At 66.8% G+C, this 25,477-nt stretch carries 26 protein-coding genes; 9 read left to right on the top strand and 17 right to left on the bottom strand.

All coding sequences use genetic code 11. From position 1 onward, the window contains the following. Positions 1 to 67: 67 nt before the first annotated feature. Positions 68 to 478, top strand: coding sequence for a DoxX family protein (locus BJP32_RS00195; protein ID WP_003164868.1), 411 nt, complete (start codon positions 68 to 70; stop codon positions 476 to 478). 21 nt (positions 479 to 499) lie between these two features. Here BJP32_RS00195 and ygiD read toward each other — a convergent pair whose 3' ends face one another. The 3 genes from ygiD to BJP32_RS00180 form a co-directional block, all read right to left on the bottom strand. Next, positions 500 to 1,255: a 4,5-DOPA dioxygenase extradiol gene (gene ygiD, locus BJP32_RS00190; RefSeq protein WP_076222443.1), complete on the bottom strand. Its 756-nt coding sequence runs from the start codon at positions 1,253 to 1,255 to the stop codon at positions 500 to 502. Positions 1,256 to 1,376: 121 nt separating this feature from the next. Beyond that, positions 1,377 to 1,841 (bottom strand): hypothetical protein, encoded by a 465-nt coding sequence (locus tag BJP32_RS00185; protein ID WP_128116106.1) that lies wholly within the window; start codon positions 1,839 to 1,841, stop codon positions 1,377 to 1,379. Next, on the bottom strand, positions 1,838 to 2,773 hold the full coding sequence (locus BJP32_RS00180; protein WP_233126641.1) for a M15 family metallopeptidase: 936 nt from the start codon (positions 2,771 to 2,773) through the stop codon (positions 1,838 to 1,840). The genes BJP32_RS00185 and BJP32_RS00180 overlap by 4 nt, the downstream gene beginning before the upstream one ends. A gap of 45 nt (positions 2,774 to 2,818) precedes the next feature. On the opposite strand from BJP32_RS00180, the gene BJP32_RS00175 reads away from it, so the two are divergent. From BJP32_RS00175 to BJP32_RS00165, 3 genes are read left to right on the top strand one after another with little or no spacing between them, the layout of a single operon-like run. Continuing rightward, positions 2,819 to 4,204 carry an MFS transporter gene (locus BJP32_RS00175; RefSeq protein ID WP_046653997.1) on the top strand — a complete coding sequence of 462 codons (1,386 nt, stop codon included), beginning with the start codon at positions 2,819 to 2,821 and terminating at the stop codon, positions 4,202 to 4,204. After that, complete coding sequence (gene mazG / locus BJP32_RS00170; protein WP_046653996.1) at positions 4,205 to 4,993, top strand: nucleoside triphosphate pyrophosphohydrolase; 789 nt, start codon at positions 4,205 to 4,207, stop codon at positions 4,991 to 4,993. Then, entirely contained in the window at positions 4,990 to 5,664 is a 675-nt protein-coding gene (locus tag BJP32_RS00165; protein ID WP_046654041.1) for an HAD family phosphatase, read from the top strand. The genes mazG and BJP32_RS00165 overlap by 4 nt, the downstream gene beginning before the upstream one ends. On the opposite strand, the gene BJP32_RS00160 is transcribed toward BJP32_RS00165, so the two are convergent. From BJP32_RS00160 to dusB, 7 genes are all read right to left on the bottom strand, one after another. Continuing rightward, positions 5,661 to 7,289: a Na+/H+ antiporter gene (locus BJP32_RS00160; RefSeq protein WP_046653992.1), complete on the bottom strand. Its 1,629-nt coding sequence runs from the start codon at positions 7,287 to 7,289 to the stop codon at positions 5,661 to 5,663. The genes BJP32_RS00165 and BJP32_RS00160 overlap by 4 nt on opposite strands. 7 nt (positions 7,290 to 7,296) lie before the next feature. Continuing rightward, the gene (hflX, locus tag BJP32_RS00155) at positions 7,297 to 8,610 is read right to left on the bottom strand and encodes a GTPase HflX (protein WP_046653991.1); all 1,314 of its coding nucleotides are present in this window, start codon (positions 8,608 to 8,610) and stop codon (positions 7,297 to 7,299) included. Further along, positions 8,611 to 8,856, bottom strand: a complete 246-nt coding sequence (gene hfq, locus BJP32_RS00150) for an RNA chaperone Hfq (protein ID WP_003164861.1) — start codon at positions 8,854 to 8,856, stop codon at positions 8,611 to 8,613. It lies immediately after the preceding gene. 111 nt (positions 8,857 to 8,967) lie between these two features. Beyond that, positions 8,968 to 9,828, bottom strand: coding sequence for a D-amino-acid transaminase (locus BJP32_RS00145; RefSeq protein ID WP_076222442.1), 861 nt, complete (start codon positions 9,826 to 9,828; stop codon positions 8,968 to 8,970). Further along, the gene (locus BJP32_RS00140; RefSeq protein ID WP_003164859.1) at positions 9,828 to 11,234 is read right to left on the bottom strand and encodes a sigma-54 dependent transcriptional regulator; all 1,407 of its coding nucleotides are present in this window, start codon (positions 11,232 to 11,234) and stop codon (positions 9,828 to 9,830) included. The genes BJP32_RS00145 and BJP32_RS00140 overlap by 1 nt, the downstream gene beginning before the upstream one ends. 10 nt (positions 11,235 to 11,244) lie before the next feature. Next, positions 11,245 to 13,497 (bottom strand): PAS domain-containing sensor histidine kinase, encoded by a 2,253-nt coding sequence (locus BJP32_RS00135; RefSeq protein ID WP_076222441.1) that lies wholly within the window; start codon positions 13,495 to 13,497, stop codon positions 11,245 to 11,247. Next, positions 13,497 to 14,546, bottom strand: coding sequence for a tRNA dihydrouridine synthase DusB (gene dusB, locus BJP32_RS00130; RefSeq protein ID WP_046653986.1), 1,050 nt, complete (start codon positions 14,544 to 14,546; stop codon positions 13,497 to 13,499). Before dusB ends, BJP32_RS00135 begins: the two co-directional genes overlap by 1 nt. Before the next feature lie 65 nt (positions 14,547 to 14,611). Here dusB and BJP32_RS00125 point away from each other — a divergent pair, with 65 nt between their 5' ends. Then, a complete protein-coding gene (locus tag BJP32_RS00125; RefSeq protein WP_046653985.1) occupies positions 14,612 to 15,754 on the top strand; it encodes a bifunctional 2-C-methyl-D-erythritol 4-phosphate cytidylyltransferase/2-C-methyl-D-erythritol 2,4-cyclodiphosphate synthase in 1,143 nt (380 codons plus the stop codon). 8 nt (positions 15,755 to 15,762) lie between these two features. Here the strand turns inward: BJP32_RS00125 and BJP32_RS00120 are convergent, their stop codons facing one another. Further along, positions 15,763 to 17,067, bottom strand: coding sequence for an ATP-binding protein (locus tag BJP32_RS00120; protein WP_046653984.1), 1,305 nt, complete (start codon positions 17,065 to 17,067; stop codon positions 15,763 to 15,765). Further along, the gene (locus BJP32_RS00115) at positions 17,064 to 17,717 is read right to left on the bottom strand and encodes a response regulator transcription factor (protein ID WP_046653983.1); all 654 of its coding nucleotides are present in this window, start codon (positions 17,715 to 17,717) and stop codon (positions 17,064 to 17,066) included. Before BJP32_RS00115 ends, BJP32_RS00120 begins: the two co-directional genes overlap by 4 nt. A gap of 62 nt (positions 17,718 to 17,779) precedes the next feature. Between BJP32_RS00115 and dsbD the strand changes: the two genes are divergently transcribed. The 4 genes from dsbD to BJP32_RS00095 all read left to right on the top strand — a co-directional run bounded on the left by dsbD (position 17,780) and on the right by BJP32_RS00095 (position 22,190). Then, on the top strand, positions 17,780 to 19,732 hold the full coding sequence (dsbD, locus tag BJP32_RS00110; protein WP_046653981.1) for a protein-disulfide reductase DsbD: 1,953 nt from the start codon (positions 17,780 to 17,782) through the stop codon (positions 19,730 to 19,732). Further along, complete coding sequence (locus tag BJP32_RS00105; RefSeq protein WP_046653980.1) at positions 19,729 to 20,553, top strand: TlpA disulfide reductase family protein; 825 nt, start codon at positions 19,729 to 19,731, stop codon at positions 20,551 to 20,553. Before dsbD ends, BJP32_RS00105 begins: the two co-directional genes overlap by 4 nt. Before the next feature lie 102 nt (positions 20,554 to 20,655). Beyond that, complete coding sequence (locus BJP32_RS00100; RefSeq protein WP_046653979.1) at positions 20,656 to 21,336, top strand: DsbA family protein; 681 nt, start codon at positions 20,656 to 20,658, stop codon at positions 21,334 to 21,336. Positions 21,337 to 21,392: 56 nt separating this feature from the next. Then, on the top strand, positions 21,393 to 22,190 hold the full coding sequence (locus tag BJP32_RS00095) for a 1-acyl-sn-glycerol-3-phosphate acyltransferase (protein ID WP_046653978.1): 798 nt from the start codon (positions 21,393 to 21,395) through the stop codon (positions 22,188 to 22,190). Here the strand turns inward: BJP32_RS00095 and BJP32_RS00090 are convergent. From BJP32_RS00090 to BJP32_RS00070, 5 genes are read right to left on the bottom strand one after another with little or no spacing between them, the layout of a single operon-like run. After that, positions 22,187 to 22,996 (bottom strand): MetQ/NlpA family ABC transporter substrate-binding protein, encoded by an 810-nt coding sequence (locus BJP32_RS00090; protein WP_046653977.1) that lies wholly within the window; start codon positions 22,994 to 22,996, stop codon positions 22,187 to 22,189. The two genes, BJP32_RS00095 and BJP32_RS00090, sit on opposite strands and share 4 nt — an antisense overlap. Before the next feature lie 19 nt (positions 22,997 to 23,015). Continuing rightward, complete coding sequence (locus tag BJP32_RS00085) at positions 23,016 to 23,672, bottom strand: methionine ABC transporter permease (protein ID WP_003164848.1); 657 nt, start codon at positions 23,670 to 23,672, stop codon at positions 23,016 to 23,018. Further along, positions 23,672 to 24,661, bottom strand: coding sequence for a methionine ABC transporter ATP-binding protein (locus BJP32_RS00080; RefSeq protein ID WP_046653975.1), 990 nt, complete (start codon positions 24,659 to 24,661; stop codon positions 23,672 to 23,674). Before BJP32_RS00080 ends, BJP32_RS00085 begins: the two co-directional genes overlap by 1 nt. Position 24,662: 1 nt before the next feature. After that, positions 24,663 to 25,064, bottom strand: a complete 402-nt coding sequence (locus tag BJP32_RS00075) for an iron-sulfur cluster assembly accessory protein (protein ID WP_040345340.1) — start codon at positions 25,062 to 25,064, stop codon at positions 24,663 to 24,665. 10 nt (positions 25,065 to 25,074) lie between these two features. Continuing rightward, positions 25,075 to 25,473, bottom strand: coding sequence for an SUF system Fe-S cluster assembly protein (locus BJP32_RS00070; protein WP_003164845.1), 399 nt, complete (start codon positions 25,471 to 25,473; stop codon positions 25,075 to 25,077). Positions 25,474 to 25,477 lie beyond the last annotated feature (4 nt).

Raw genomic sequence — 25,477 nt, 5'->3', positions numbered from 1 at the left:
TCGACGCCAGTGTCATAACCTCGGCTGTCCGGTCCCGCTTGCGGGGCGCTACGGCCGAGGAGACTTCATGGCCCGACGTTCGACATCCCTGGCCAATTGGGAGCCGCATTTTCTCAGCATTCTGAGAATTGTCTCCGGCCTGCTGCTGCTCCAGCACGGCGCGCAGAAGATCCTGGGCTTCCCGCCAGGCGGGCGCGGCGGCGTGGTCGACCTGTCGACGCTGGCGGGCTGGTCCGGGCCGATCGAACTGGTCGGCGGCGTCCTGCTGGTGCTGGGCCTGTTCAGTCGCCCGACCGCCTTCATCCTGTCGGGCTTCACCGCCGCGGCCTATTGGATGGTCCACGCGCCGCAGAGCCCCTACCCCATCAACAACGGCGGGGAGTTGGCGGCGCTCTACTGTTTCGTCTTCCTGTATCTGGTCTTCGCCGGACCGGGGCCGTGGTCGCTGGACAACGCCCTGCGCGGCGGCCGCCGTTAAGATAGGCGGCGCGGCGTCCGGTCAGCCGATCCGGACGCCCGTCATCGAGATCGAGCCGCCCTCGATCACGTCGTTGAAGAAGCTCAAGGGCTCGCCCGGCGCCTGCTGGGCGGCCACATAGAGCAGCGGCAGATAATGTTCGTCCGTCGGCACGCTGAGCTGCGCCTGCTCGGCCAGATGCACCCAGTCGATCAGGGCGTCATGGTCGCCCGCCGTGAAGGCGCGCTTGACCGCCTCATTGAAGTCGACGGCCCAGTCATAGGGTTCGCCGCCCGCCCGCTTCCACGTCCGCAGATTGTGCACGAAGTCTCCCGAACCGGCGACGATCACGCCCTCCTCACGCAAGGGACGCAGGCGCTTGGCCAGTTCATAATGCGCGCGGGCGTCGATGGTGCGATCCAGCGACAACTGCACCACGGGCACGTCAGCGTCCGGCCAGACATGAGCCAGCACGGACCAGGTTCCGTGATCCAGTCCCCACTGCGTCGTCTGCACCGCGCCGGTCAGCTCCGCCACCCGGTCCGCCAGAGCGGGCGAGCCGGGCGCAGGATACTGCATGGCGTGAAGTTCAGGTGGAAAGCCCCCGAAATCATGGATGGTTTCCGGGCGCGTCTGCGCCGTCACGCCCAGCCCGCGCGTCTCCCAGTGAGCCGAGACCATGACGACGCCTTTCGGCTTGCCGATCTCCTCTCCCAGCGCGCGCCAGGCGTCCGCGAAGGGACCGCCCAAGGCGTTCATGGGGGAGCCGTGACCAAAAAAGAGTGCTGGCTGGCGCATGATATTAACCGTGCAGCTTCTTGGGCGTTACGGGTCCAGGGAGAGTGAAATATGACGCTCATATAGCAACTGCATCAGTGTCTGATTTAAGGTTCTCATGCAGCTCTACAAGAGCCTCGTTTCAAAAATCCGCCATGCCGATCGGACAGATGCGCTGATAGAAGGCCGGATCGGCCGGAACCCGCGCGCCCCTCGACTGCAGAAAGCGATGCTCAACCACCATGGCCTGCTGTTCGATGTTCAGGCCGATCCACTCGCAGCGTTCATCCACCGGATAGGCGTAGGCGCCCGGCCCGTCGCCCGCCTTCAGCTTTCCGGTCAGCAGGTTGACGCCGTTCTGGGCCTGCCAGACGTGAACCAGTTCGTGAATGAAGACGGCCTGGGTCCGCAGCGGCGCCTGCGACAAATCCGGCGCCAGGGTCGCCTTGGGCCAGACGATCCAGTCGCGCCCGAACCAGCGTCCCGGTACGAACGCCCTGTCGAACGGCCAGGGCGAGCCCAGGAAGCGGATGTCGTCCAGCCGCAAATCGCGCCCGAACACCTCGCGCGCCAGCGCCGCCTCCCCATGGGCCAGCGGCCGGATCATCGTCCAACCCATTCCCAATGCCAGGGCTCATAGACGTAGGGCACGAAGCCGAACCGCCCGGCGTTCTTGACCAGCCAGCGATAGGTCGGGGTCTGGCTCATGTGGCGACGGCTGTGGGCGTCGGTGGAATCGACCCCCATGCCCTGCAAGTGGCCGACATACAGGTCGACGGCCGTGCCGGTGCGGTGCGGCGAGCAGGCGGCGCGACGTATGCCGTCACAATTGCCGTCGCGGGCGCATCGCGCTGCATCAGCCTCAGGGTCGCGGAAGGAGGAGAAGACGCGCAACAGCTCCGGTTCTGCAGCGATCTCGGGAACCTCGGCGCGCGCCGCCGCCGCCATGGCGCGATAGGCGTCCAGCACGTCGCGACGCAGCAGGCGCGTCAGGCGCTCGGCGTGCTCCTCGCCTGTCGTCAGATAGGCCAGGTCGCCGACAGGCGGCGGATCGGGGCATTCGCCCCTCACCCGCGCCATGACGAAGGGCCGTCGCTCTTGCCACAGCCCGCGCAACACCTGGAAAGTCGCCTGATCGAACCGTCCGCTGGCGGCCAGGCCATAGCGCGCCTGAAACGTCGCCAGGGCCTCGGCGAAGCCCGCTGACGTCGGATCGCAGGGCGAGCCGACCTCTTGCTGCATCAGCGGCACATAGGCTTCCCAACCCAGTTCCGAAGGCCCGAACGGCGTCCACTCCAAGGCGTAAAGCGATATGGCGTTCGCCTCGGCCGTGTCGTCCCATGCGCCAGGCATCCGGTCGCAGATTTGCGCCGTCGGAATCGGTTCGGGCGCCTCGGCGCGCGCCTGCCCGGCTAAGGCGGCGACGGTCAGGGCGGCGAAGAGAGAGGCGGACGCTTTCCACATGGCCGCAGCAGGCCCCAGGATGAGAGTCGCCGCAAGCCCCCGCGCGGTCTTCGCGCCTGCGTCGAAAACCTGCATGGTGACGGTTGCGGCCGACTCGCGCCGTGATCGGGCCGTGACCGCATGACCGCAACCGCCGCGCCTTCGTCCGCCATCGCCGCGCCCGACGCGCCGCGCCGATCCAACGCCATCCTGGCCGCCTTCTCAGGCCCGTGCCTGCCGCTGGCGGCCTTTGGCGTGGCCCTGCCGGTCACTCTGCCGGAATTCTACGCCACCCATGTCGGCATGGAGATGGGCATGGTGGCCGCCGTCTTCATGGCCGTGCGGCTGATCGACATCGTGTTCGACCCCTTCATCGGCTGGGGCATGGACAAGACGCGCACGCGTCTGGGTCGCTATCGCCCGTGGATGGCGGTGGCGACGCCGATCCTGATGCTGGCGGCGCTGATGATGTTCGTGACGGTCCAGCCGGGCGCCGGGCCGGTCTATCTGTTCGCCTGGCTGCTGGTGCTCTACCTCGGATTTTCGATGGGAACCCTGAGCCAGTTGGGCTGGGCCGCCGTGCTGGCGCCGCAGTACGACCAACGCAGTCGCGTCTACGGCTGGTGGCAGGTGTTCAACATCATCGGCGTGATCCTGATCCTGATCCTGCCGACCATCGTGGTGAAGACGGGCCTGGGAAACTACGTCGACGGCGTTCGCATCATGGGCTGGGCCATCATCATCGCCCTGCCGCTGACCATCGGCCTGGCCATGGTCGCCGTCCCCGAGCCGGTCAACGCGGGCGCCGCACCGCACGGCGGGCCGAGCGCCTACCTGGCCCTGTTCAAGATGAAGACGGTGCGCAAGCTGCTGATCGCCGACCTGTTGCTGGGCATCGCGCCGGGCATCACCGGGTCGTTGCTGTTCTTCTTCTTCGGTCAGATCAAGGGCTACGACCACACCCAGGCGTCGCTGTTCATGCTGATCTACTTCATGGCCGGCCTGGTCGGGGCGCCCATCTGGGCCTGGCTGGCGACCAAGATCGGCAAGGATCGCGCCCTGGCCGTGGCCAGCCTGATCTTCGCCGTCTTCTACGTCGGCGCGACCCTGGTTCCCGGCGGCAACTTCGCCCTGACGGCGGTCGCCATGTTCATCGCCGGCCTGCCCTATGCGGCGGGCTTGTTCCTGTTGCGCGCCATGATGGCGGACGCCGGCGACGAAGTGCGGCTGGAGACGGGCGTGGACCGCACCGGCCTGATGTTCTCCATCCTGTCGGCCACGACCAAGATGGGTCACGTCTTCGCCCTGATCCCCTACGCCATCCTGCCGCTGGTGGGGTTCAGGGCCCTGCCGGGGCCGGAGGGGAACAGCGAGTTCTCGCTGCTGGTCCTGCAGATCCTGTTCATCGCCGTGCCGGGCCTGCTATTGGCGGCCACCGCCGGGGTGCTGAAGGGCTATCCCCTGACGCCGCAGCGGCATGACGAAATCCGCGCCGCCCTGGCGCAAAGAGACGCCGGACACGCCTGAATGACCCATCCCGTCGACCGCCTGAAGGACATCATGGTTCGCCTGCGCGATCCGAACGGCGGCTGTCCCTGGGACGTGGAGCAGACCTTCCAGACGATCGCTCCCTATACGATCGAGGAGGCCTATGAGGTCGCCGACGCTATCGAGCGCGGCGACATGGACGAGTTGAGGATCGAACTGGGCGACCTGCTGTTCCAGGTGGTCTTCCACTCGCGCATGGCTGAAGAGGCGGGGCATTTCCGGCTGGAGGATGTGGCCGAGGCCATGGCGGACAAGCTGGTTCGCCGCCACCCGCATGTCTTCGGCGACGAAGCTGCCAAGGCCACCGGCCCGGCCCAGAAGGACCGCTGGGAGGACATCAAGGCCGCCGAGCGCAAGGCCAAGGAACAGCATGGCGTGCTGGACGACGTGCCAGTCGGCCTGCCCGCGCTGACCCGCGCGGCCAAGCTGACCAAGCGCGCAGGCCGCGTCGGCTTCGACTGGCCCTCGACCGACGAGGTCTTCGATAAGCTGGCCGAAGAGGTCGAGGAACTACGCGTCGAGATCGCCGCCGGCGACAAGGAGAAGGCGCGCGAGGAACTGGGAGACCTGCTGTTCGTCGTCGCCAATCTGGCCCGCAAGCTGGAGGTCGAACCGGAAGACGCCCTGCGCGCCGCCAACGCCAAATTCGTGCGCCGTTTCGAATTCATCGAGGCCGAACTGAAGAAGGACGGCCGCACGCCGGAACAGTCCGACCTGCCCGAAATGGACGCCCTGTGGGACGCCGCCAAGGCGGCCGAGCGGGCGTGAACCGGAGGCCGTTTGACCTCATCATCTTCGACTATGACGGGGTCATCGCCGACAGCGAGCTTCTGAACAATGCGGTGATGGCCGAACTGCTCAGCGAAATCGGCCTGCCGACCACGCTGGACGACGCCCTGGCGACCTATCTGGGCAAGCGATGGCTGGACTGCGAGCCGATCATTTCCGAACGCCTGGGCGCGCCCTGCCCGCTCGGCGTGCAGGATGAATGGACGCGCCGCTGCCACGATCGCGCCCAACGTGACCTGACGGCCGTCGCGGGATTCGACGCCTTCCTGGTTGGGCGAGACGAACGGCGCTGCATCGCCTCTTCCAGCCCGCCCGACTGGATCGAGTTGGGCCTGCGCTGCTTCGGCGCCCACGACGCCTTCGCCGGACCGATCTTCAGCGCCGCCGTTCATGTGAGCCGGGGCAAGCCGCATCCCGACCTGTTCCTGTACGCCGCCGACGCCATGAAGGCGGCGCCGCAACGCACTCTGGTGATCGAGGACAGCCCGACCGGCGTCTTGGCGGGCGCGGCGGCGGGCATGACCGTGGTCGGCCTGTGCGCAGGCGGCCATATTCGCGGCGATCACCCCGAGCGTCTGAAGCTGGCCGGAGCACATCAAGTGTTCGACAGCTACGCGGACCTGGCCGCCTGGATCACAGACGCCGCCTAGACGTAGCGCAGTTCCTGCAGGTCGATCTCGCGGATCAGCTTGCGCGCTGTCTCTTCATCGATCAGCCGCTGGCGACCCAGGCGCACCAGTTCCTCACGTTCAGCGACAAGACCGATCAGGCGGAGACGACGTTCGATCTCATCGGCGCGGCGGGCCTGGACAACGGCGTCAGCCTCCATGTTGGCCCGCATGTCGATGCGGTGGCGATAGACTTCCATCACCCGCGTCGCCGTCTCAGCGTAGAAGTCAGGGTCAAGCTTGCCCTCAGCCATGGCGTGCTGAGCGTCCTCGATGGCGCGAATGGCGGCCCAGGCGGCGGCGACGCGGGACCGGCTTTCTTCGGCTTGATGATCGTCCTCGGGCGGAAGCTGCACGCCCTTCAGCAGACGCGGCAAGGCGACTGTCGCCAGCACCAGGGAGACGATGATCACTCCCGCCGCCAGGAAGATCGCCAGATTCCGCGCCGGCATGGCCGAGCCGTCCGCCAGATAGAAGGGCAGCGTCAATATGCCCGCCAGGGTGATCGCCCCGCGCACCCCGGCCAGCGACATGACCGCCACCAGCCTCAAGCCGACCTTGGGCGGCGCGCTGCGGCCCTTGCGGCGAAACAGGGTCAGCTTCAGCGACGTCCACACCCAGACAAATCGCAGAACCGCTAGGGCCACAACGATGGCGAAGACATAGACGGCCAGCCACCAGACCTCGCTGTGCTGGGTGGTGCGGATCACCTCCGCCGCGCGGGCCATGATGGACGGCATCTGCTCGCCCAGGATGACGAAGATCAGGCCGTTGGCGACGAACTGCACCGTATCCCAGACCACGGCGCGGCGGATACGCGTGGCGGCTAGCGCTGAACCCTGGCGCTCAGTGAAGCTCATGGTCACGCCGGCGGCCACCGCCGCCAGAATGCCCGAGGCGTGGACGGCTTCCGCCGCCAGATAGGCCGCGAACGGCATCAGAAGACTGATCAGGATCTGGCCGCCGACGTCCTCGCCCCAGCGGCGGCTGATGAAGGCCTTCACCAGGCCGATGGCCAGGGTGACGGCGATGCCCACCGCCACGCCCGCCAGCGCCAGCCAGGCGAAGGTTCCGAAAGCGCTGCTCAGGGAAAAGGCGCCGGTCGTCGCCGCAATAACGGCGATCCGCATACAGGTCAGGCCCGTCGCATCGTTCAACAGCGACTCGCCTTCCAGTATGTGCATCAGCCGCTTGGGGATCGGCGCGCGCCCGGCGATGGCCTGCACCGCGATCGGGTCCGTAGGCGACAGGATCGCCGCCAAGGCGAAGGCCACGGCCAGCGGCATGGCCGGGATCATCCAGTGGATCAGGAAGCCCAGGCCGACGACGGTGAAGACCACCAGCCCCAGCGCCAGCTCCAGGATCACCACCTTGTCCCGAAACAGGGCTTCCTTGGGGATGCGCCAGCCGTCCACGAACAGCAGCGGCGGCAGGAATAACAGGAAGAAGACATCCGGCTTCAGATCAACCGACTGCCCTGTGATCAGCACCACCCCCGCCCCCAGGGCGATCTGCACCAGAGGCAGGGCGATGCGCGTGATGCGAGCCACCCATCCCGACAGCACCACGGCCAACAGCAGGAAGAGGATGGTCTCGATCAGATGCATGGCAGGATCAGTCGATGACGTCCGGATACAGCCGTTCAAGCCGCCCCAGCGCGGCGGGATGGAGGCGGACCGTCAAGTGGACCCGTCCTTCATTATCCGTCTCGCGCCCCGTCACCCGGCCGTTGGCGTAGAGCCAGGCCAGCAGGTCGCCGCGATGCGGCTCGACCGTCAGGTGGGTTTCCGGATCATCGTCGATCAGCCCGGCGATGGTTTCGCGCAGGGCTTCGATCCCCTCGCCGGTCCAGGCGGAGACGGCCACGGCCTGTCCTTCGCGCGCCAGGCGTTCGGCCTGGCCGACCACGGCTTCGCGGGTTTCGGGCTCCAGCAGGTCGATCTTGTTCCAGACTTCGAGGATGCGGCGCGTCTTGCCCTCGGGCGTCGGAATCTGCTCCAGCACCGCCTCGACGTCCTTGGCCTGGGCGGCGCTGTCGGGCGAGGCGATGTCGCGCACGTGCAGGATCAGATCGGCCTCGCCGACCTCTTCCAGGGTGGCGCGGAAGCTCTCGACCAGTTCGTGCGGCAGGTCCGAGACGAAGCCCACGGTGTCGGCGATGATGGCGGGACGTCCCTGCGGCAGACGGATGGTGCGCTGGGTGGTGTCCAGGGTGGCGAACAGCAGATCCTTGGCCATCACCTCGGCCCCGGTCAGCCGGTTGAACAGCGTCGACTTGCCCGCATTGGTGTAGCCGACCAGGGCGACCGACGGGAATGGAACCTGTTTGCGCGCCTTGCGGTGCAGGCCGCGCGTACGACGCACCTCTTCCAGTTCCGCCTTCAGGCGAACGATGCGGTCGGCGATCATCCGCCTGTCCAGCTCGATCTGGGTTTCGCCGGGACCGCCCGTGCCGCCGGTGCCGCCGCGCTGGCGCTCCAGGTGGGTCCAGGTGCGAACCAGGCGAGAGCGTTCGTATTCCAGCCGCGCCAGTTCGACCTGCAGGCGCCCTTCGCGGGTGCGGGCGCGGCGGCCGAAGATCTCCAGGATCAGACCGGTGCGGTCGATGACCTTGATGTCCCAGAAACGTTCCAGGTTGCGTTGCTGCACCGGCGTCAGCTGATCGTCGACCACGACCGCTTCAGCGTCGGCGGCCAGGATCAGGGCTGAAATCTCTTCCAGCTTGCCCCGCCCGATCAGGGTGGCGGGCGTGACGGAGCGCAGACGCACGATCTCCTGCGCCCGCACGTCGAGGTCCAGCGCCTGGGCCAGGCCCACGGCCTCTTCCAGGCGTTCGGTCGCGTGGCGCGCATTGTCGCCGCGGCGGTCAGGGTGGATGACGACGGCCCGGATCAGCGGGACGGCGTGGTCAATGAGTTTGGAGGTCAATCAGTCTTCTTCGGCGTCGGGCTCGTACAACTGCACGGGCGCGGACGGCATGATGGTCGAGATGGCGTGCTTGTAGACCAGCTGCGATTGGCCATCGCGACGCAGCAGCACACAGAAGTTGTCGAACCAGGTGACGATGCCCTGAAGCTTGACGCCGTTCACCAGGAAGATGGTCAGCGGGGTCTTCGTCTTGCGGACGCTGTTCAGGAAGGTGTCCTGGAGGTTCTGTCGTTTGTCTTGCGACATGGCAGGTTGATCCTGTTCTTGGTCTTTTTAATAGGCGGCGGAATGGCCGCGAAGCGGGCGCGTCGCCCGCATCCGCGACCTTAGCCACGCCCCCGCCGATGCGGCAACGCCTTAAATGGCTTCGCGGCGCGCCTGTTCCAGATAAATCTCGCGCAGGCGGGTCGCCACCAGGCCGGGTTTGCCGTCGCCGATGCGGGTTCCGTCCAGCGATGTGATCGGCATGACGAAGGAGCTGGCCGCCGTGACGAAGACTTCGCGGGCGCGCTTGGCTTCCTCGACGCTGAAGGCGCGCTCTTCCAGCTCAATCCCCTCGGCCTCGACCAGCTTCAGGATCGCCGCGCGCGTGATGCCGCGCAGGATGTTGGCCTGGGTGTCGCGGGTCCGCAGCTTGCCGTTCTCATCGATGATCCAGGCGTTGGTCGAGGAGCCCTCCGTCACCATGCCCATTTCATCGAATAGGATGGCCTCATAGGCGCCGTGCTCGCGCGCCGCCTGCTTGGCCAGGGCGTTGGGCAGCAAGCCCACAGTTTTGATGTCGCAACGGCCCCAGCGCATGTCCGGATGCGTGACGCCGGCTGCGCCCTTGGCGGCCAGAGCCTCGCCTTTCTTCAGGTCGATCGACTTGGCGGTGATGATGACGCTGGGCGCCACGTCTTTGGGGAAGGCGTGGTCGCGCGGCGCGGTGCCGCGCGTGATCTGGATGTAGACGATGCCGTTGCGCACCCGGTTCCGGCGGATCGTCTCACGCAGCACGATGCCCAGAGCCTCGGCCGACATGGGAATGTCGATCCGCAGTTCAGTCAGGCTGCGGGCCAAGCGGCTCAGATGGCCCTGATAATCAGCCAGCTTGCCGTCGAAGACCGACCAGACCTCATAGACGCCGTCGGCGAACTGGAACCCGCGATCCTCGATATGGACCACGGCCTGACCGTGCGGCTGATAGATGCCGTTTACATAGGCGACCCTGGACATCAGGCGCCCTCTCCTTCTTCGTCTCCGCCGCGTGCGGGCGACACGCCCAGCGACTTAAGCTTGCGATGCAACGCAGATCTTTCCATGCCGATGAAGGCGGCCGTACGCGAGATATTTCCGCCGAATCGCATGATCTGAGCCGACAGATACTCCCGCTCGAACACTTCGCGCGCCTCACGCAACGGCAGGGCGATGATCCGGTCGGCGCCCAAGGATGTCGGGCTGGCGGACGACGCCACCTCCTGCGGCAACATGTCCGCCGTGATCGGCTCGTCCGGACCGCCGGTCGCCAGGATCAGCAGGCGTTCGATGTTGTTGCGCAACTGGCGCACATTGCCCGGCCAGGGATGGACCTGAAGCACAGCCAGGGCGTCGTCGGCGATGCGTCGATGCGGCAGCCCTTGAGAGGCCGAAAGACTCTCTACGAAATACTCCACCAACTCGGCGATATCCTCGCGACGTTCCGACAGCGGCGGCACCCGGATCGGCACCACGTTCAGGCGGTGGAAGAGATCTTCGCGGAAGCGCCCCTCGCCGATCTCGATGCGCAGATCGCGCGAGGTCGAGCTGATGACCCGCACATCGACCTGAACGTCCTGTTCGCCGCCGACCCGACGGAAGCGTTGCTCGACCAGGACGCGCAGGATGCGACTCTGACTTTCGCGCGGCATGTCAGCGACGTCATCCAGGAACAGGGTGCCGTTATGAGCTTGCTCGAAAACGCCGATCTTGCGCGGCCGACCATCGACGCCTTCCTCCCCGAACAGTTCGACATCCAGGCGTTCGGGCGCCATCCCGGCGGCGGAAATGGCGACGAACTCGGCTTTAGCACGCGGGCTCGCCTCATGAATTTGGCGCGCCGCCAGTTCCTTGCCGGAACCCGGCGGGCCTGAGATCAGGATGCGGCTGTTGGCCGGCGCGACCTTGGAAATGGTGCTGCGCAGAGTCTGAGCGGCGACGGACTTGCCGATCAATCCGCTGGGCGTCAGCGTCTGGGCGCGCAGGCGCCGGTTTTCACGCTTCAGGGCGGCCGCCTCCAGGGCGCGCTCCACCACCACGACCAGCCGGTCGGACTTGAACGGCTTTTCGATGAAGTCATAGGCGCCGCGCTTCAGGGCGCTGACGGCGGTTTCGATGTTGCCGTGGCCCGAGATCATGACGACCGGCAGGTCTTGATCCAGCTCGCGCACGACATCGAGCAGTTCCAGCCCGTCCAGGCCGCCGCCCTGCATCCAGATGTCGAGCACCGCCAGGGACGGCTTGCGCGCCCGGATGGCGGCCAGCGCCTCGTCCGAATTGGCCGCCGTGCGGACCGAATGGCCCTCGTCCTCAAGCAGGCCCGAGACCAGTTCGCGGATGTCCGCTTCGTCGTCAACGACCAGAATATCAGCACCAGTATTACGCATGACGCCTCGCTTAACTCGCCACGCTCGCCGCGCCGGAAGCGCGATGAGCGGACTTATGGTTCTGGGTCAGTGGGAAGATCAGGCATACGCGCGCGCCCGATAGTGTTTCTGCGTCGGCCAGCCGCAACTCGCCGCCGTGGTCCTCGCAGATGCGCTTGACGATGGCCAAGCCCAGGCCTGTGCCCTTCTCACGCGTGGTGACATAGGGCTCAGTCAGCCGGTCGCGATCCTTGGCCGGCAGGCCGACGCCGTCGTCCTCTATGGTGAAGACGGCGCGCTCATCCTCAATGTCGAGCCTGGCGATGATGCCCAGCGCCTCTTCAGCGACGGGATCGCGCGCCCGCTTGGCGCCGACGGCCTCGCCCGCATTCTTCAGGATATTGGCCAGGGCCTGCCCCACCATGCGGCCGTCACATTGCAGTACGACGCTGGGCAGCGGCTCCACCAGATCCACCCCGATATCAGGCACGGCCACACGCTGGGCGAACACCGCCTCGCGCAGCATTTCAGCCGGGTTCTCCATCGAGAAGCGTGGGGCGGGCATACGGGCGAAAGAAGAGAACTCGTCCACCATTCGACCGATGTCACCTACCTGACGAATGATGGTCTCAGTGCAGCGATCGAACACCTCGACGTCATCGCCCACGCGCTCGCGATAGCGGCGACGCAGGCGTTCGGCCGACAACTGGATCGGCGTCAGAGGGTTCTTGATCTCATGGGCGATGCGGCGCGCCACGTCGCGCCAGGCAGCGTTGCGCTGAGCCGTGACCAGACGGGTGATGTCGTCGAAGGTCAGCACCATCTCGCCGCCCTGCCCGCCCTCGATGCGGACCCGCAAACGCAGGGCCTCGCCGTCGCGGCTGACGTCTATGTCTTCTTCGATATGGGCCTCGCCACGCTCGGACAGTTCGCCCAGTTCCGGCGCCACATCGGCCAGACGAAGGCCCTGCACCTGTTCCGGGTCGAGACCCAGCAACTGACTGGCGCTGTCGTTGATTGCCGAGATGCGACGCATCCGGTCCAGACCGATCACGCCCGCGCTAACGCCTGACAGAACGGTTTCGATGAACAAACTGCGGCCCTGCGCCTCGTCCGAGGCGGTCTTCAACGCAGCCTGCTGGGTCTTGATGTCCTCGGTCATCCGATTGAAGGCCTCGGACAGGACGATGATTTCGGACGGCGCTCCGGCGTTGTCGACCCGCGCGTCCAGATCGCCCCCAGCCACCTGGTCCGCCGCCTTCACCAGGCGCCCGATCGGCGCCGAGATCGAACTGGCCGCCGACATGGCCAACCAGACCGCGCCCACTAGCACCAGCAGGGCCGTCTCCAGATAGCTAAGCGCAAAGGCCGCCTGGATGCGCGCACGGCTTTCCTCGGCGGCGCGATAGGCGGTGATGGATTCCTCGCCGTTGCGCATGCGCTGGATCAGGCCCGGCGCCAGCGGTCTCACGACATAGAGATAGGCGTGGCCGTAATCCGGCAAGGGATATAGCGCCCGAACCATGTCGGGGTTTTCCGTCACCGTCGTCGGGGCCACCTCGCCGCCGGCCACGGTTTCGAAAGCCTCACGCGGCGGCGCGACATAGGGCGGCGCGCCCGGCTGTTCGCCGCTGGCGAGAACGCGCCCCTCGTCATCCAGAATGTAGAGCGCCGGATAGCCGAAGAAATCGCCGATCTGAGACAGGGCGCGCGAGAACTGGATCCGATTGTCGAACAGGTCGCGTACTCCGCCCAGTTCAGTCGCCATCGTCTCCAGATCGACCTCCAGCCCGGCGCCTACGTCGGCGACATAGGCGCGGCCGATCTCGGCTCCATTCTCGACCGCCGAACGGACATTGGTGCTGAACCACTGATCCACTCCTCGGTTGACCAGCAGGCCGAACACCAGGGCGATCAGCACGGCCGGCACGACGGAGACGAGCGAGAAAAGCGTGACGAAGCGCAGGTGCAGGCGCGCGCCCGGATCATTCCGATTGCGCGTCAGGCGCAGCACTCGTCCGCCGATCACCGCCGCCAGGCCCGCGATCAGGATCAGATTGGCCAGAAGAATGAACAGCACGATCTGGCTGGCCGCCGTGCGCGCATCGCCGCCCGCCGTAGCGCCCGGCGCGATCGCCACCAGCCAGATGGCGGCGGCGGTGATCAGAAAGGCGATGGCGTAGGCGGTTCCGAACAGGGCCCGGGCGCGACCATCGGCGAGACGGCCCCAGAACGAACGCTCTGGAGTCTGTTGCTCAGCCGTGGAAACGGGCATGTCCGACATCAGGCCACAGCTTCGAACACCTGTGTCCTGTTTTCAACATCGAAGTTGCTCAAATGCGTCACGCCTAGCCATAAGTCGGTCAGGGCAGTCTCGACCTCTTCGGGGGTCTCCAGGCGACATAGGCGGGCCTTGGCGGCGCGGCGTTCCAGCGGATCGGCAGGCCAGGGCGCCTGTTCGATGTACCAGCCCAGGTGTTTGCGGAACATTTTTAGCCCCAGGGGCAGGCCGTAGAAGGCGGCGGACGCCCGCAGATGCTCGATGACGATGGCCAGACGCTCTTCGCGATACGGCTCCTGAAGCTGTGTCCCGTCAATCAGAGCGCGCTCCAGATGCGCCGCCAACCAAGGCCGTCCATAGACCCCGCGTCCCAGCATCAGGGCGTCGGCGCCCGAACGCTCCAACGCCTCACGCGCCTGTTCGGCGGTGATGATGTCGCCGTTGACGATGACCGGGATGGCGACCGCCTGCTTGACCTCGGCCACAGCGTCCCAGTCGGCGACGCCTGTGTAGAACTGCTTGCGCGTGCGGCCATGCACGGTGACGGCGGCGACGCCCAGCGCCTCGGCCCGGCGCGCCAGATCGGCGGCGTTGTGGCTGTTCTCGTCCCAGCCCAGCCGCATCTTGACGCTGACTGGGCGGCTGACGGCGCCGACGACCGCCTCCATGATCCGCGCCGCCTGATCAGGCGTGCGCATCAAGGCCGAGCCGCAGGCGGCGCCGGTGACTTCCTTGGCCGGACAGCCGAAATTCAAATCGATGAGGTCGGCGCCCGCCGCCTCGGCCATGCGCGCGCCCTCAGCCATGGCGGCCGGATCGCCCCCGACCAGCTGGATCACGGTCAAAGGCAGCCCCCCGCCCACGGCGGCGCGACGCACAACGTCGGGACGGGCCCGCGCCAGTTCGGCCGCGGCCACCATCTCCGTCGCCACATAGGCGGCGCCCAGCTTTGACGCCAGCACACGGAACGGCAGGTCCGTGATCCCGGTCATGGGCGCCATCAGCACCCGCCCCGCGATCTTCACATCGCCAATCTGCAACCCGGTCGTCATGACGCTCCTTAGCGCCGAAGAAGGCCCCTCTCGTCAAGCGGAACCGGGACGCCTAGAAGACCCGCATGGGATTCTCAGCGATCGTCGTGGCCGCCGGTTCAGGCTCCAGAGCGGGCGGCGGCAAACAGTGGCGCATCGTCGCCGGCAAACCCGTCGTGCGCTGGCCGGTCGAGGCCTTGCTGGACGCAGGCGCGCGCGAAGTCGTCGTCGTGATCGCCGCTGACGCTGCATCGGAACTTCAGTCCGCCCTTGCGGGCCTGACTGGGTGGCGGGCCGTCACGGGCGGCGACACGCGGGCCGAATCCGTCTGCGCAGGCCTGTCAGCCCTGACTGGCGCCGATGAAGAGCCGGTGCTGATCCACGACGCCGCCCGTCCCTTTTTGAGCCCTGAGGTAATCGCGGGCCTGTTGGCCAGTTTGGAAAGCGCCGACGGCGCCCTGCCCGCCCTGCCCGTCGCGGACAGCCTGCGCCGAGGCGATCAGGGCATGGTCGTCGGCGCCGTAGATCGCGAGAACCTGTGGCGCGCCCAGACCCCGCAGGCCTTCCGCATCAAGACCATCCGCGACGCCTATGCCGTCTGGCCCGCTGATGAAGCCGCCACCGACGAAGCCGCCGTGGTCGAGCGCGCGGGCGGCCGCGTCCGACTGATCCCGGGCGATCGGCGCCTGATGAAACTGACCTATCCAGAGGATTTCGCCATGGCCGAGGCCCTGTCCGCCGCCCGCACCGTCACCCGCATCGGCCAAGGCTATGACGTCCACCGCTGGGGGCCGGGAGCCTCCGTCTGGCTGTGCGGGGTTGAGATTCCGCACGATCGGACCCTGATCGGCCACTCCGACGCCGATGCGGGCCTGCACGCCCTGACGGACGCCATTCTGGGCGCCATCGCCGACGGCGACATCGGCGACCACTTCCCGCCCAGCGACCCCAAGTGGAAGGGCGCCTCGTCTGATCGCTTTCTGGTCTACGCCGCGGAGCGTGTGGCCCTGCGCGGCGGCCGCATCATCAATGTCGATGTGACCCTGATCTGCGAGCAGCCCAAGGTGAAGCCGCACCGGCTGGCCATGCGCGAGCGGCTGGCGGGCCTGCTGAAGCTGCCGCTGGACGCCGTCAGCGTGAAGGCCACGACCAGCGAGGAAATGGGCTTCGTCGGACGCAACGAAGGTCTGGCGGCGCAGGCCGTGGCCGCCATCGAAATGCCCGCCTGAGCCTTCGATCAGGCCGGCCGGATCGGCAGGCCGTCCAGTTCGACCCGCAAGCCGCCCAGCGCCGAGGGCGTAAAGCGCACAGCCCCGCCATGCGCCTTCATCGTCGACAGTACGATGGATAGGCCCAGACCGCTGCCGCCGACCGGCGCATCGGAGGTGCGGAAGAAGCGGCGGCCCAGGCGCTCCAGATCAGCCGTCGAAACGCCGGGACCGTCGTCCTCGACCACCAGAATGGCGTCGTTCCCCTGACCTTCGACCGCGACACGGATACGGCTGCTGGCCATGGCTTGAGCATTGGCCAGCAGATTGGCGGCCGCCGTCTCGAAACGATCCGGCTGAACGTAAATCCGGAAGGGCTGATCTAGGACTTCCAAACGCGCATCCGCGTCATTGGCGAACAGGGTGTGCAAGTCGATCCAGCGCCTATCATCGGCTTCGATAGCCGCCTCGTCTTCACGCGCCAACGCCAGAAGCCCCGTCACAAGGCGCGCAGTGCGGTCGACCGAGGTCTGTATCTGCTCCAGCGCGTGTTTGCGCACGCCCTCATCCGTCGCATTGGCCGCGATCTGCGCTTGAACCCGCAGGCCCGCCAGCGGCGTCCGCAGTTCATGAGCGGCGGCGGCGGTGAACTCGGTCTCTCGGCGACGCGCTTCGCTGACGCGGGCGATCAGGTCGTTCAGCGCCGAAACGAAAGGCTGCAAGTCCTTGCCGCCCGGCGCCACATCAACCGGCGTCAGGTCGTCCGCTCGACGACTGGCGAGCGCCTGGGTCATCTGCTGAATGGGCCGCAGGCCCGCCCCCACCGACCACCAGATCAGAACGCCAAGCGCCAGCAGGCCCAGAACAGCCGGCCCCAGCAGGCCGGTGACGACGCTGCCCACCAGATGTTCACGGACCGCGAGATTGTCGCCGACCATGACACGATAGCCGCCTTCGGGCACATGGACGGTGTAGACGCGCCAACGCTCGCCATCGATCACGCGTTCGGAGAATCCATCCTCGCCGCTGGCCAACATGGCGGATGGCGCGCTTCGCGACCGTGCGATCAACTCGCCCTGCATCGACCATATCTGGCAGGCCAGTTGCTGGTCATAAGCCGCCAGACGGCCGCCCCCTTCTTCATTGACGACAGGCGACAGACTGCCCGGCTGCATCATGGACGACACCATCCGGGCCGACTCCATCAGACGTCGGTCCAGCACGCGCTGCACCTCATTGCGTGTCTGAACTTCGACCCAGACGACCGCCCCGCCCCAGACCAAGGCGGTCACCAGCGCCAGAATGGCGAACAGCCGCGTTCGGATGGACATCATTGGAGCTTGTACCCCAGACCGCGCACCGTGCGGATGAAGTCGGCGCCCAGCTTGGCGCGCAGGTGATGGATGTGGACCTCGACGGCGTTGGAGCCGATATCCTCCTGCCAACCGTAGAGGCGTTCCTCCAACTGGCTGCGCGACAGCACCTGCGACGGGCGCTCCATCAGGGCTTCAAGGATGGCGAACTCGCGCCGCGACAGGTGCAGGTCGCCCTCGCCCCGCCATGCCAGGCGCGACTTCGGGTCCAGCGTCACCCCCTCGTACGACAGCGCCGGTTGTGAACGCCCCAACAGACGGCGACGGACCGCCCTTAGGCGCGCCGCCAGCTCATCCAGATCGAACGGCTTGCCCACATAGTCGTCGGCCCCGGCGTCCAGCCCCGCGATGCGATCGCGGCTATCGTCGCGCGCTGAAAGGATCACCACGCCGACGTCCATGTCTCGGCGCCGTACGAAGCGCAGGATCTCCAGGCCGTCGCCATCCGGCAGGCCCAGATCCAGCACGACCGCGTCAAAGGTCGAGCTTTCGAGCGCAGCCAGAGCGTCCTCGACCCTGGCGACCGGCTCGACGGTCCAGCCGCAGGCCCCAAGGCCGACACGCAATCCGTCGGCCAGAACCGGATCGTCTTCTACAGTGAGCAATCTCATTGGCTATTGATGCGAACCTCGGCTTAAGCCTGACTTAAGCTCATTCTCCGACCCAAACAGGTATGAAGATCATTTTCTCGCGCCTCCTGGCGGCCCTGGCCGTCCTCATGCTGTCAGCTCCGGCGCCGAGCCTGGCCCAGGGGCTGGGTCAGAGCTTCGGCCAGCCTCTGCTTTCCCCTGAAGAGGCGTTCACCCTTCAGATTTCGCGTGAAGCCGACGGCGACACGGTCTTCGCCTGGAAGATCGCGCCGGGGCACTATCTCTACAAGGACCATACGGCCGCCACGGCGCCGGACGGCAAGACTGCGCTTCCCCTTCGCCTTCGAGCCGGAGAAAAGAAGGACGACCCCGGCTTCGGCGTCGTCGATATCTGGCGCGATGCTGGGCGCGCGGTTCTGTCGGCGGACGCGCTGAAGCGCGCGAACGAGCCTGCGTCGATCAACATCACCTATCAGGGGTGTCTGGAAAACTCGATCTGTTATCCGCCGACCACGCGAACGGTCGATGTCCCCGCCCTGCCGAGCGCCCGCATCGCCTCGCGCGAGGCCGAAGCCGCAACGGCCCAGGCCGCAGCCGCACTCGCCTTGCAGAAGACACCGGCGGCTCAGACGTCCGACGCCGCCGAAAGCGCCGAGGCGGAACCTGTGCTCATCGATGCAACTGAGGCGGATGTCGTCCTCCCCGCAGCCGCCGTCCAGTTGCAACAGGATCAGGGCTTCGTTGACCGGCTGTCGCGCCAGGGAGGAACGGTCTGGGTGCTGCTGGCCTTTTTCGGCTTCGGCGTGTTGCTGGCGTTCACGCCCTGCGTCTTTCCCATGTACCCCATCCTGGCGGGCGTTATCGGACGGGGCGTGGACGGGCAAGGCACCCGGCGCGGCCTGCTGCTGTCGGTCGCCTATGTCCTGGGTCTGGCTGTGGCCTTCGGCCTGCTGGGCGTCGCCGCCGCCTGGTCGGGTCAGAACCTGCAGATGGTGTTGCAATCGCCCTGGGCCGTAGGCGGCCTGGCCGTCGTTTTCACAGTCCTAGCAGTTTCCATGTTCGGCGCCTTCGAGCTTCAACTGCCCTCAGCCTGGACCAGCCGCCTGTCGCGCGACACCGGGACGGGACGGCGTTCCGTGGTCTCGGCGTCTGGGCTGGGTTTCCTGTCGGCGCTTATCGCCGGCCCCTGCGTCACCGCCCCTTTGGCTGGAGCCCTGCTCTATATCGCCCAGACTGGGGATGTGATTCTCGGCGCCGCCGCCCTGTTCTTCCTGGGGCTGGGCAAGGGCGTGCCGCTGATCGTCTTCGGAACCGCGGGCGCGCGCTTCCTGCCCAAGGCCGGAGCGTGGATGAACCGCGTGAAGATCGTTTTCGGCTTCATCTTCCTGGGCATGGCCTGGTGGCTGGCCAGCCGCATCCTGCCGCCAGTCGCGACCCTTTCTCTGGGCGCAGCCCTGTGCTTCGCGGCCGCCGCCGCCCTGGGCCTGTTCCGCCCGGCGGCGTCGGGCGTCCTGAACAGCGTCGCTCGCGCGGCCGGCCTGATCGCCGCCGTCTGGGGCATACTGCTGTTGATAGGCGTCAGCCTCGACGCCGTCAGTCCCTGGCGGCCCCTGGCCCCGCTGGCTCGCCCCGCGCTCGCGGCCGACGGCGTCTCTTCTCTCACAGCCGCTCCGGCGGTCGTGGTTGCCGACAATGCTGCGCTTGAGACCGCCGTCGCCCAGGCCGCCGCCAAGTCTCGCCCCGCTCTGGTCTATTTCACCGCGGAATGGTGCGTCAGTTGCCGCGTCATGGAGCGCGAGGTTTTCCAGCACGATGAAGTCCTCGCCGAACTCGGCGCTGTCGACCTGATCAAGGTCGATGTGACCCAAAGCACGCCCGAAGTACGCGATCTGCTCGACCGATATGGCGTCGTCGGGCCGCCGACCATGATCTTCCTGTCCAGAACCTCGAAGGAAGCCGCCGAAAGCCGCCTGATCGGCGAGGCCTCGGCCCGCGCCGTCCTGACCTCGCTGGAACGAGCGGGGGCGGCCGAATGAACAGCCTGTCGCTCGGCCCCCTGGTCCTGTCCGGCGAGCGTCTCGCCATCATCGCCGGCATCATCGTCTTCATGATCGGCTCCAGCATCCTGGTCAGCCGGATCAGCGGCCGCTTCAACCTGTGGAGCACGGTCGTCGCCATTGGTGGGGTCGCCGTCGCCCGCCTGGCCCATGTCGTCGCCAACTGGGCGTATTTCAGCGGCGATCCCATGCGCGCCTTCGCCGTGTGGCAAGGCGAATTCGCCTGGTTGTGGGTTCTGCCCTTCATCGCCTTGGCCACCTTCCTGCTTCTGAAGACCCGGCAGGAACGCGCCTGGGCCATCGCCCCTGTGGCGGCGGCCGCGCTGGTCTGGGTCACGACGCATCAACTGGCCTCGGCGACCGAGCCCTTGCCTCCCGCCGAACTGACTCTGGTCCAGTTGGAAGGCCCGCCGATCGATCTGGCCCAGTCCGTCAATCAGCCCACCGTCATCAACATCTGGGCGACCTGGTGCCCGCCGTGCCGCCGAGAGATGCCGGCCCTGGCGCAAGCCGAGCAGTCTCACCCCGGCATCCGTTTCCTGTTCATCAATCAGGGCGAGAGCCGGGAGACGGTCGGCGAATACCTGGCGCGCGAGGGCCTATCCCTACGCCACGTCCTGTTCGACACCGGCATGGCCCTGCCGCGTCACTATCGCACGGTCGGCATTCCGGTAACGCTCTTCCTTCATGCGGACGGCACGCTGGCGAAGGCGCACATGGGCGAGATCGCGCCCGAACAGGTCGCCGCCGAGATCGCCCGCCTGAACAAGGCGTCGCCCGCCGCCTTAAGCGTGACTTAAGCGGACGCCTCGACCAAGAAGCATCAACCGTCGCCCTGGCGCGGTCCCTCCCCGACCTGATCGTGCATCCGCGCGTCGAACGAAGCAGGAAAGCCTGACCCGATGAAGAACCCCGCCCTCGCAGTGAAGCTCGCCGTCGCCCTGACCCTGGCCGCGTGCGGTCCGGCCGACGCTGGCAATGCTCCGGCGACCGTCGCCGCGGCTGGGACGTCGGGCGCTCAGGATCTACCCATGGTGGCGGAAGTCGGCTTCAGCGACCTGCTGCGCGATCCGGCGACGCCGTTCATCGGCGCCGAGAACGCAGACATCATCATCATCGGCTTCATGGACTACAACTGCCCCTACTGCAAAATGATGATCCCAGAGTTGGAAGGCCTGATGAAGGCCGATCCCAAGGTGCGCATCCTCTACAAGGAATGGCCCATCTTCGGCGCCGTGTCCGAGAACGTGGCCCGTCTGGCGATGGCCGCCAACTACCAGGGCAAGTACCATGAGGTGCACAAGGCCTTCATGGGCGCCAAGGGGCGTATCGAGACCGACCAGCAGGCGCGCAGCCTCGCACGCGCGGCCGGGGTCGACATGAACCAGCTGGATCGCGACCTGGCCACGCACCGCGAAGAGATCGACGCGGTGATCCTGCGCAATACGCGCGAAGCCTCGGCGTTGGCCCTGAGCGGAACCCCCGCCTTCATCATCAACGGCAACCTGATCCCCGGCGGCATGCCTCAGGCGCAACTGGAAGCCGTCATCGCCCGTATCCGCGCGGGTCAACCGCTGCGCTGATCCTCCAGGCTTCACTTTACGCTCGCCTCTGAACGGCAGGCTGGCATAGTCGCCAGATGCGAAGCCTGCTGTTCAACATCGCCTATTGGGCGCTTTCCATCACCTACGGCCTGGCCGCAGCCTTTGCGGCACTGGCGCCGGGCCGCAAGGCTACAAGCTGGATCATCCGCCGCTATGTCCGGCGCATGGTGCAGGCCATGAGCCTGTTCGCGGGCATCCGCATCGAGACGCGCGGCAAGGAACGAATCCCGACCGGCGCCTTCATCATCGCCTCGAAGCACCAGAGCTGGGGCGACGGCTTCGCCACCTATGATCAGTTCGACGACGTGGCCTTCGTCACCGGCGACCATCTGGAGAAGTTCCCCCTGTTGGGAACCGTGCTGAAGAAGCTGGGCGCCATCGTCGTCAACAACTGCGGCGGCCACGCCGCGCGCGCCGCGCTCAAGGAACGCGCCGCCGACGCCAATCGCGAGGGGCGCAAGATCCTGATCTATCCGGAAGGGAATCTGGCCAAGGTCGGCGAGAAGTACCGTTACCGTTCGGGCGTCTGGCACATGTATCGCGACTTCGACATGCCGGTCGTGCCGCTGGCGACCAACCTGGGCCTGTTCTGGCCGCTGGAAGAGTACCGGAAGAACCCCGGCACGGCGACGCTGGAATTCCTCGAACCGATCCCGACCGGATTGCCCAAGGCCGAGTTCCTGGAACGGCTGGAGGCAGCCGTGGAAGGCAAGACGGCGGAACTGATCGCCGAGGCGACGGGTCAGCCGGTCACGCCCGCCGTTCTTGTCTCCACCCCGGACGAGGCCGCCAAGGCCGCCGCAGCGGCCGAGGCGGTCAACGCCGCAGCCTAGGCCGCCGGGATCACAGCGCCTTCATACTTCGAAGCGATGAAGTCCTTGATCGCCTGGCCGCGCAGGGCCTTGGCCAGGGCCTGGATGCGCGGGTCGTTCTGATTGTCCGGGCGGGCGACCAGATAGTTCACATAGGGGCTGTCGGCGCCTTCCAGTTGAAGCGCGTCGGTCTTGGGCTTCAGCCCGGCGTCGAGGGCGTAGTTGGTGTTGATCACCGCGCCGTCCACCTGGGGCAGGATCCGCGGGATGGTCGCGGCCTCAACCTCCTGGAACTTCAGCCCCTTGGGATTGGTCGCGATGTCGCGCACCGTTTGCAGCGGGTTTTGCGGATCCGCCAAGGTGATCAGGCCCGCCGCCTGCAGCAGCAGCAGGGCGCGACCGGTGTTCGACGCATCGTTGGGCAGAACCACCTGGGCGCCGTTCGGCAGATCGGCCAGCGCCTTGTGCTTGCGCGAATACAGGCCCAGCGGCTCGACGTGGATCCCGGCCACAGTGACCAAGCTCGTGCCGCGCGCCGTATTGAACTCGTCCAGATAGGGCTTGGTCTGGAAGTAGTTCACATCCAGCCGCTTTTCAGCCAGTTGCACGTTCGGCTGAACGTAGTCATTGAAGACCTTGATCTCGATCGGCACGCCTTCGGCGACCAGGATCGGCTTCACCTGCTCGAGGATTTCGGCATGCGGCACGGCGGTGGCGCCGACCAGCAGGGGCGCGCCCTCGGCCCCCGCCTTCTTGTCCGCGCCCTGGCTGCAGGCGGCGAGCGTCAGGACAGCGGCGGCGGACAGCAGCAGCGAACGGCGGATCATAGGGCAGGCTTTCGTAAAATCAGCGGTGCGAGACCTTAGCGACCAGACGGTCGCCGATCATCTGCAGAATTTGTACGAGGATCAGCAGCAGAACTACGGTCACGGCCATGACGTCGGTCTGGAACCGCTGATAGCCGAAGCGGATAGCCAGGTCGCCCAGACCGCCCGCCCCCACTACGCCCGCCATGGCGGTGTAGCTGACCAGGGCGATGGCGGTGACGGTCGCGCCGGCGATGATGCCCGGCATAGCCTCGGGCAACAGAGCCCGCGTCACGATCTGGAAAGTCGAGCCGCCCATGGCCTGGGTCGCCTCGACCACGCCCTTGTCCACCTCGCGCAGCGCTGTCTCGACCAGGCGCGCATAGAAGGGCGCGGCACCAACGACCAGCGGCGGAATGGCGCCCGCCACGCCCAGCGATGTGCCGACCAGCAGCACCGTCACCGGCAGCATGACGATCAGCAGGATGATGAAGGGCACCGAACGCAGCACATTGACCACAAAGGACAGCAAGGCGTTCAGCACCGGATTGGCCGCCAGCCGCCCCTTGCCCGACAGATACAGCAGCACGCCCAGCGGCACGCCCAGGATCACCGTCAGCACCATCGACCCGCCCAGCATCAGCAGGGTGTCGATCGTCGCCTTGCCGATATCGGCCCAGTCCACATTGGCGAACATCAGACCGCCTCCACCACGACGCCGCGCGCGGCCAGTTGCGCCAGAGCCGCCTCGGCGTCGCCGCCGTTGAAGGCGACCGTCATCTGACCATAGGGCTCGCCCCGGATGCGGCTGATCCGGCCCGACAGGATTGAGTAATCCACGCCCGCCGTGCGTGCGACGCGGCTCAGTTCCGGCTCATAGGTCGACGGGCCACGGAAGGTCAGACGAGCCATGCGCGCCCCGGCGGGCGCGACCGAGGCGTCGACCGTCTCCTCGCCCTCGGCCAGCATGGCGCGGGTCACGGCGTGCTGCGGATGCAGGAAGACGTCGGCCGTCGCGCCCTGCTCCACGATCCGGCCGTCCTTCAGCACCGCCACCCGATCGCAGACGCGGCGCACCACCTCCATCTGATGGGTGATCAGGACGATGGTCAGACCGAGATCGCGGTTCAGCCCGTCCAGCAGGGTCAGGATGTCTTCGGTCGTCTCGGGGTCGAGGGCGCTGGTCGCTTCGTCGCACAGCAGGACGCTAGGCCCGCAGGCCAGGGCGCGGGCGATGCCGACGCGCTGCTTCTGGCCGCCCGACAACTGGGACGGGTGCTTCTTGGCATGATCGGCCAGCCCCAGCTGGGCCAGAAGCTCCCTCACCCGCGCCTTCACCTCAGCCTCAGGCCGCCCTTCCAGCCGCAAGGGGAAGGCGACGTTGTCCTCGATCGTCTTGGCGTTCAGCAGATTGAAGTGCTGGAAGATCATGCCTATGCCGCGCCGCGCGGCCCGCAGTTCGGCGGCGTTCAGGGCGGTAATTTCCTGCCCATCAACGAAGACCTTGCCCGCATCAGGCGTCTCCAGCCGGTTGATGGCGCGGATCAGGGTAGACTTGCCCGCCCCCGAACGGCCCACCACGCCGAACACCTCGCCGCGCGCGACATGCAGATCGACGGCGTCCAGCGCCGTGCGGTCGCCCGCCGCGCTGCGATAGCGCCGGGTCACCCCCTCCAATCGGATCATGTCAGTCGGCGTCCAGAGCAGCGGCGGGGATGATGGTGACGCTCTCGCCGCAGCCGCAGGCGTCCGTCTCGTTCGGATTGCGGAAGACGAATTTCGAGGCCAGCTTCGTCACCTCATAGTCGATTTCGGTGCCGATCAGGAACAGAACGGCCTTGGGCTCGATCAGGATGGTGACGCCCTTGTCCTCGACCACCTCGTCCAGCGGCAGGGCTTCTTCCGCATAGGCGAAGGTGTATTCCTGCCCGGCGCAGCCGCTGTTCTTCACGCCGACGCGGAGGCCGACGTAGTCCTTCTCAGCGTTGTCCATGATTTCGCGCACGCGCGCGGCGGCGGCGTCCGTCAGGGTCACCGCCTTGGGCCGGGGCCGCCGGGGCCGGGTCGTTGCAGTCTGAAGTTCGGTCATCAGGGCCTCCTCAGAACATGTTCAGGGCCAGCTTGGCCTCGTCGCTCATCTTGGAGGAGTCCCACGGCGGATCGAACACCAGGTTGGCCTTGGCGCTGCGCACGCCCTCGACCTTGGCCACCGCCGTCTCGACCCAGCCGGGCATCTCGCCCGCCACGGGGCAACCCGGCGCCGTCAGCGTCATCTCGACCAGCACGTCGCGGTCGTCAGACACGTCGACCTTGTAGATCAGGCCCAGTTCATAGATGTCGACCGGGATTTCCGGGTCGTACACCGTCTTCAGCGCCTCGATCAGGTCGTCCGTCAGCTTGTCCAGCTCGGTCTGGGACAAGGCGCTCTTTTGCGGCTCGTCCCAGCTGGCGGCGAAGGCGTCGCTGTCGCTGATCGCGTTGTCGGTCTTGGCGTCCATACTC

Origin of the sequence: Brevundimonas sp. ZS04 (genome assembly GCF_001956865.1) — a bacterium.
Lineage (GTDB): Bacteria > Pseudomonadota > Alphaproteobacteria > Caulobacterales > Caulobacteraceae > Brevundimonas > Brevundimonas diminuta.
This window is presented reverse-complemented; position numbering and strand designations above follow the sequence as displayed.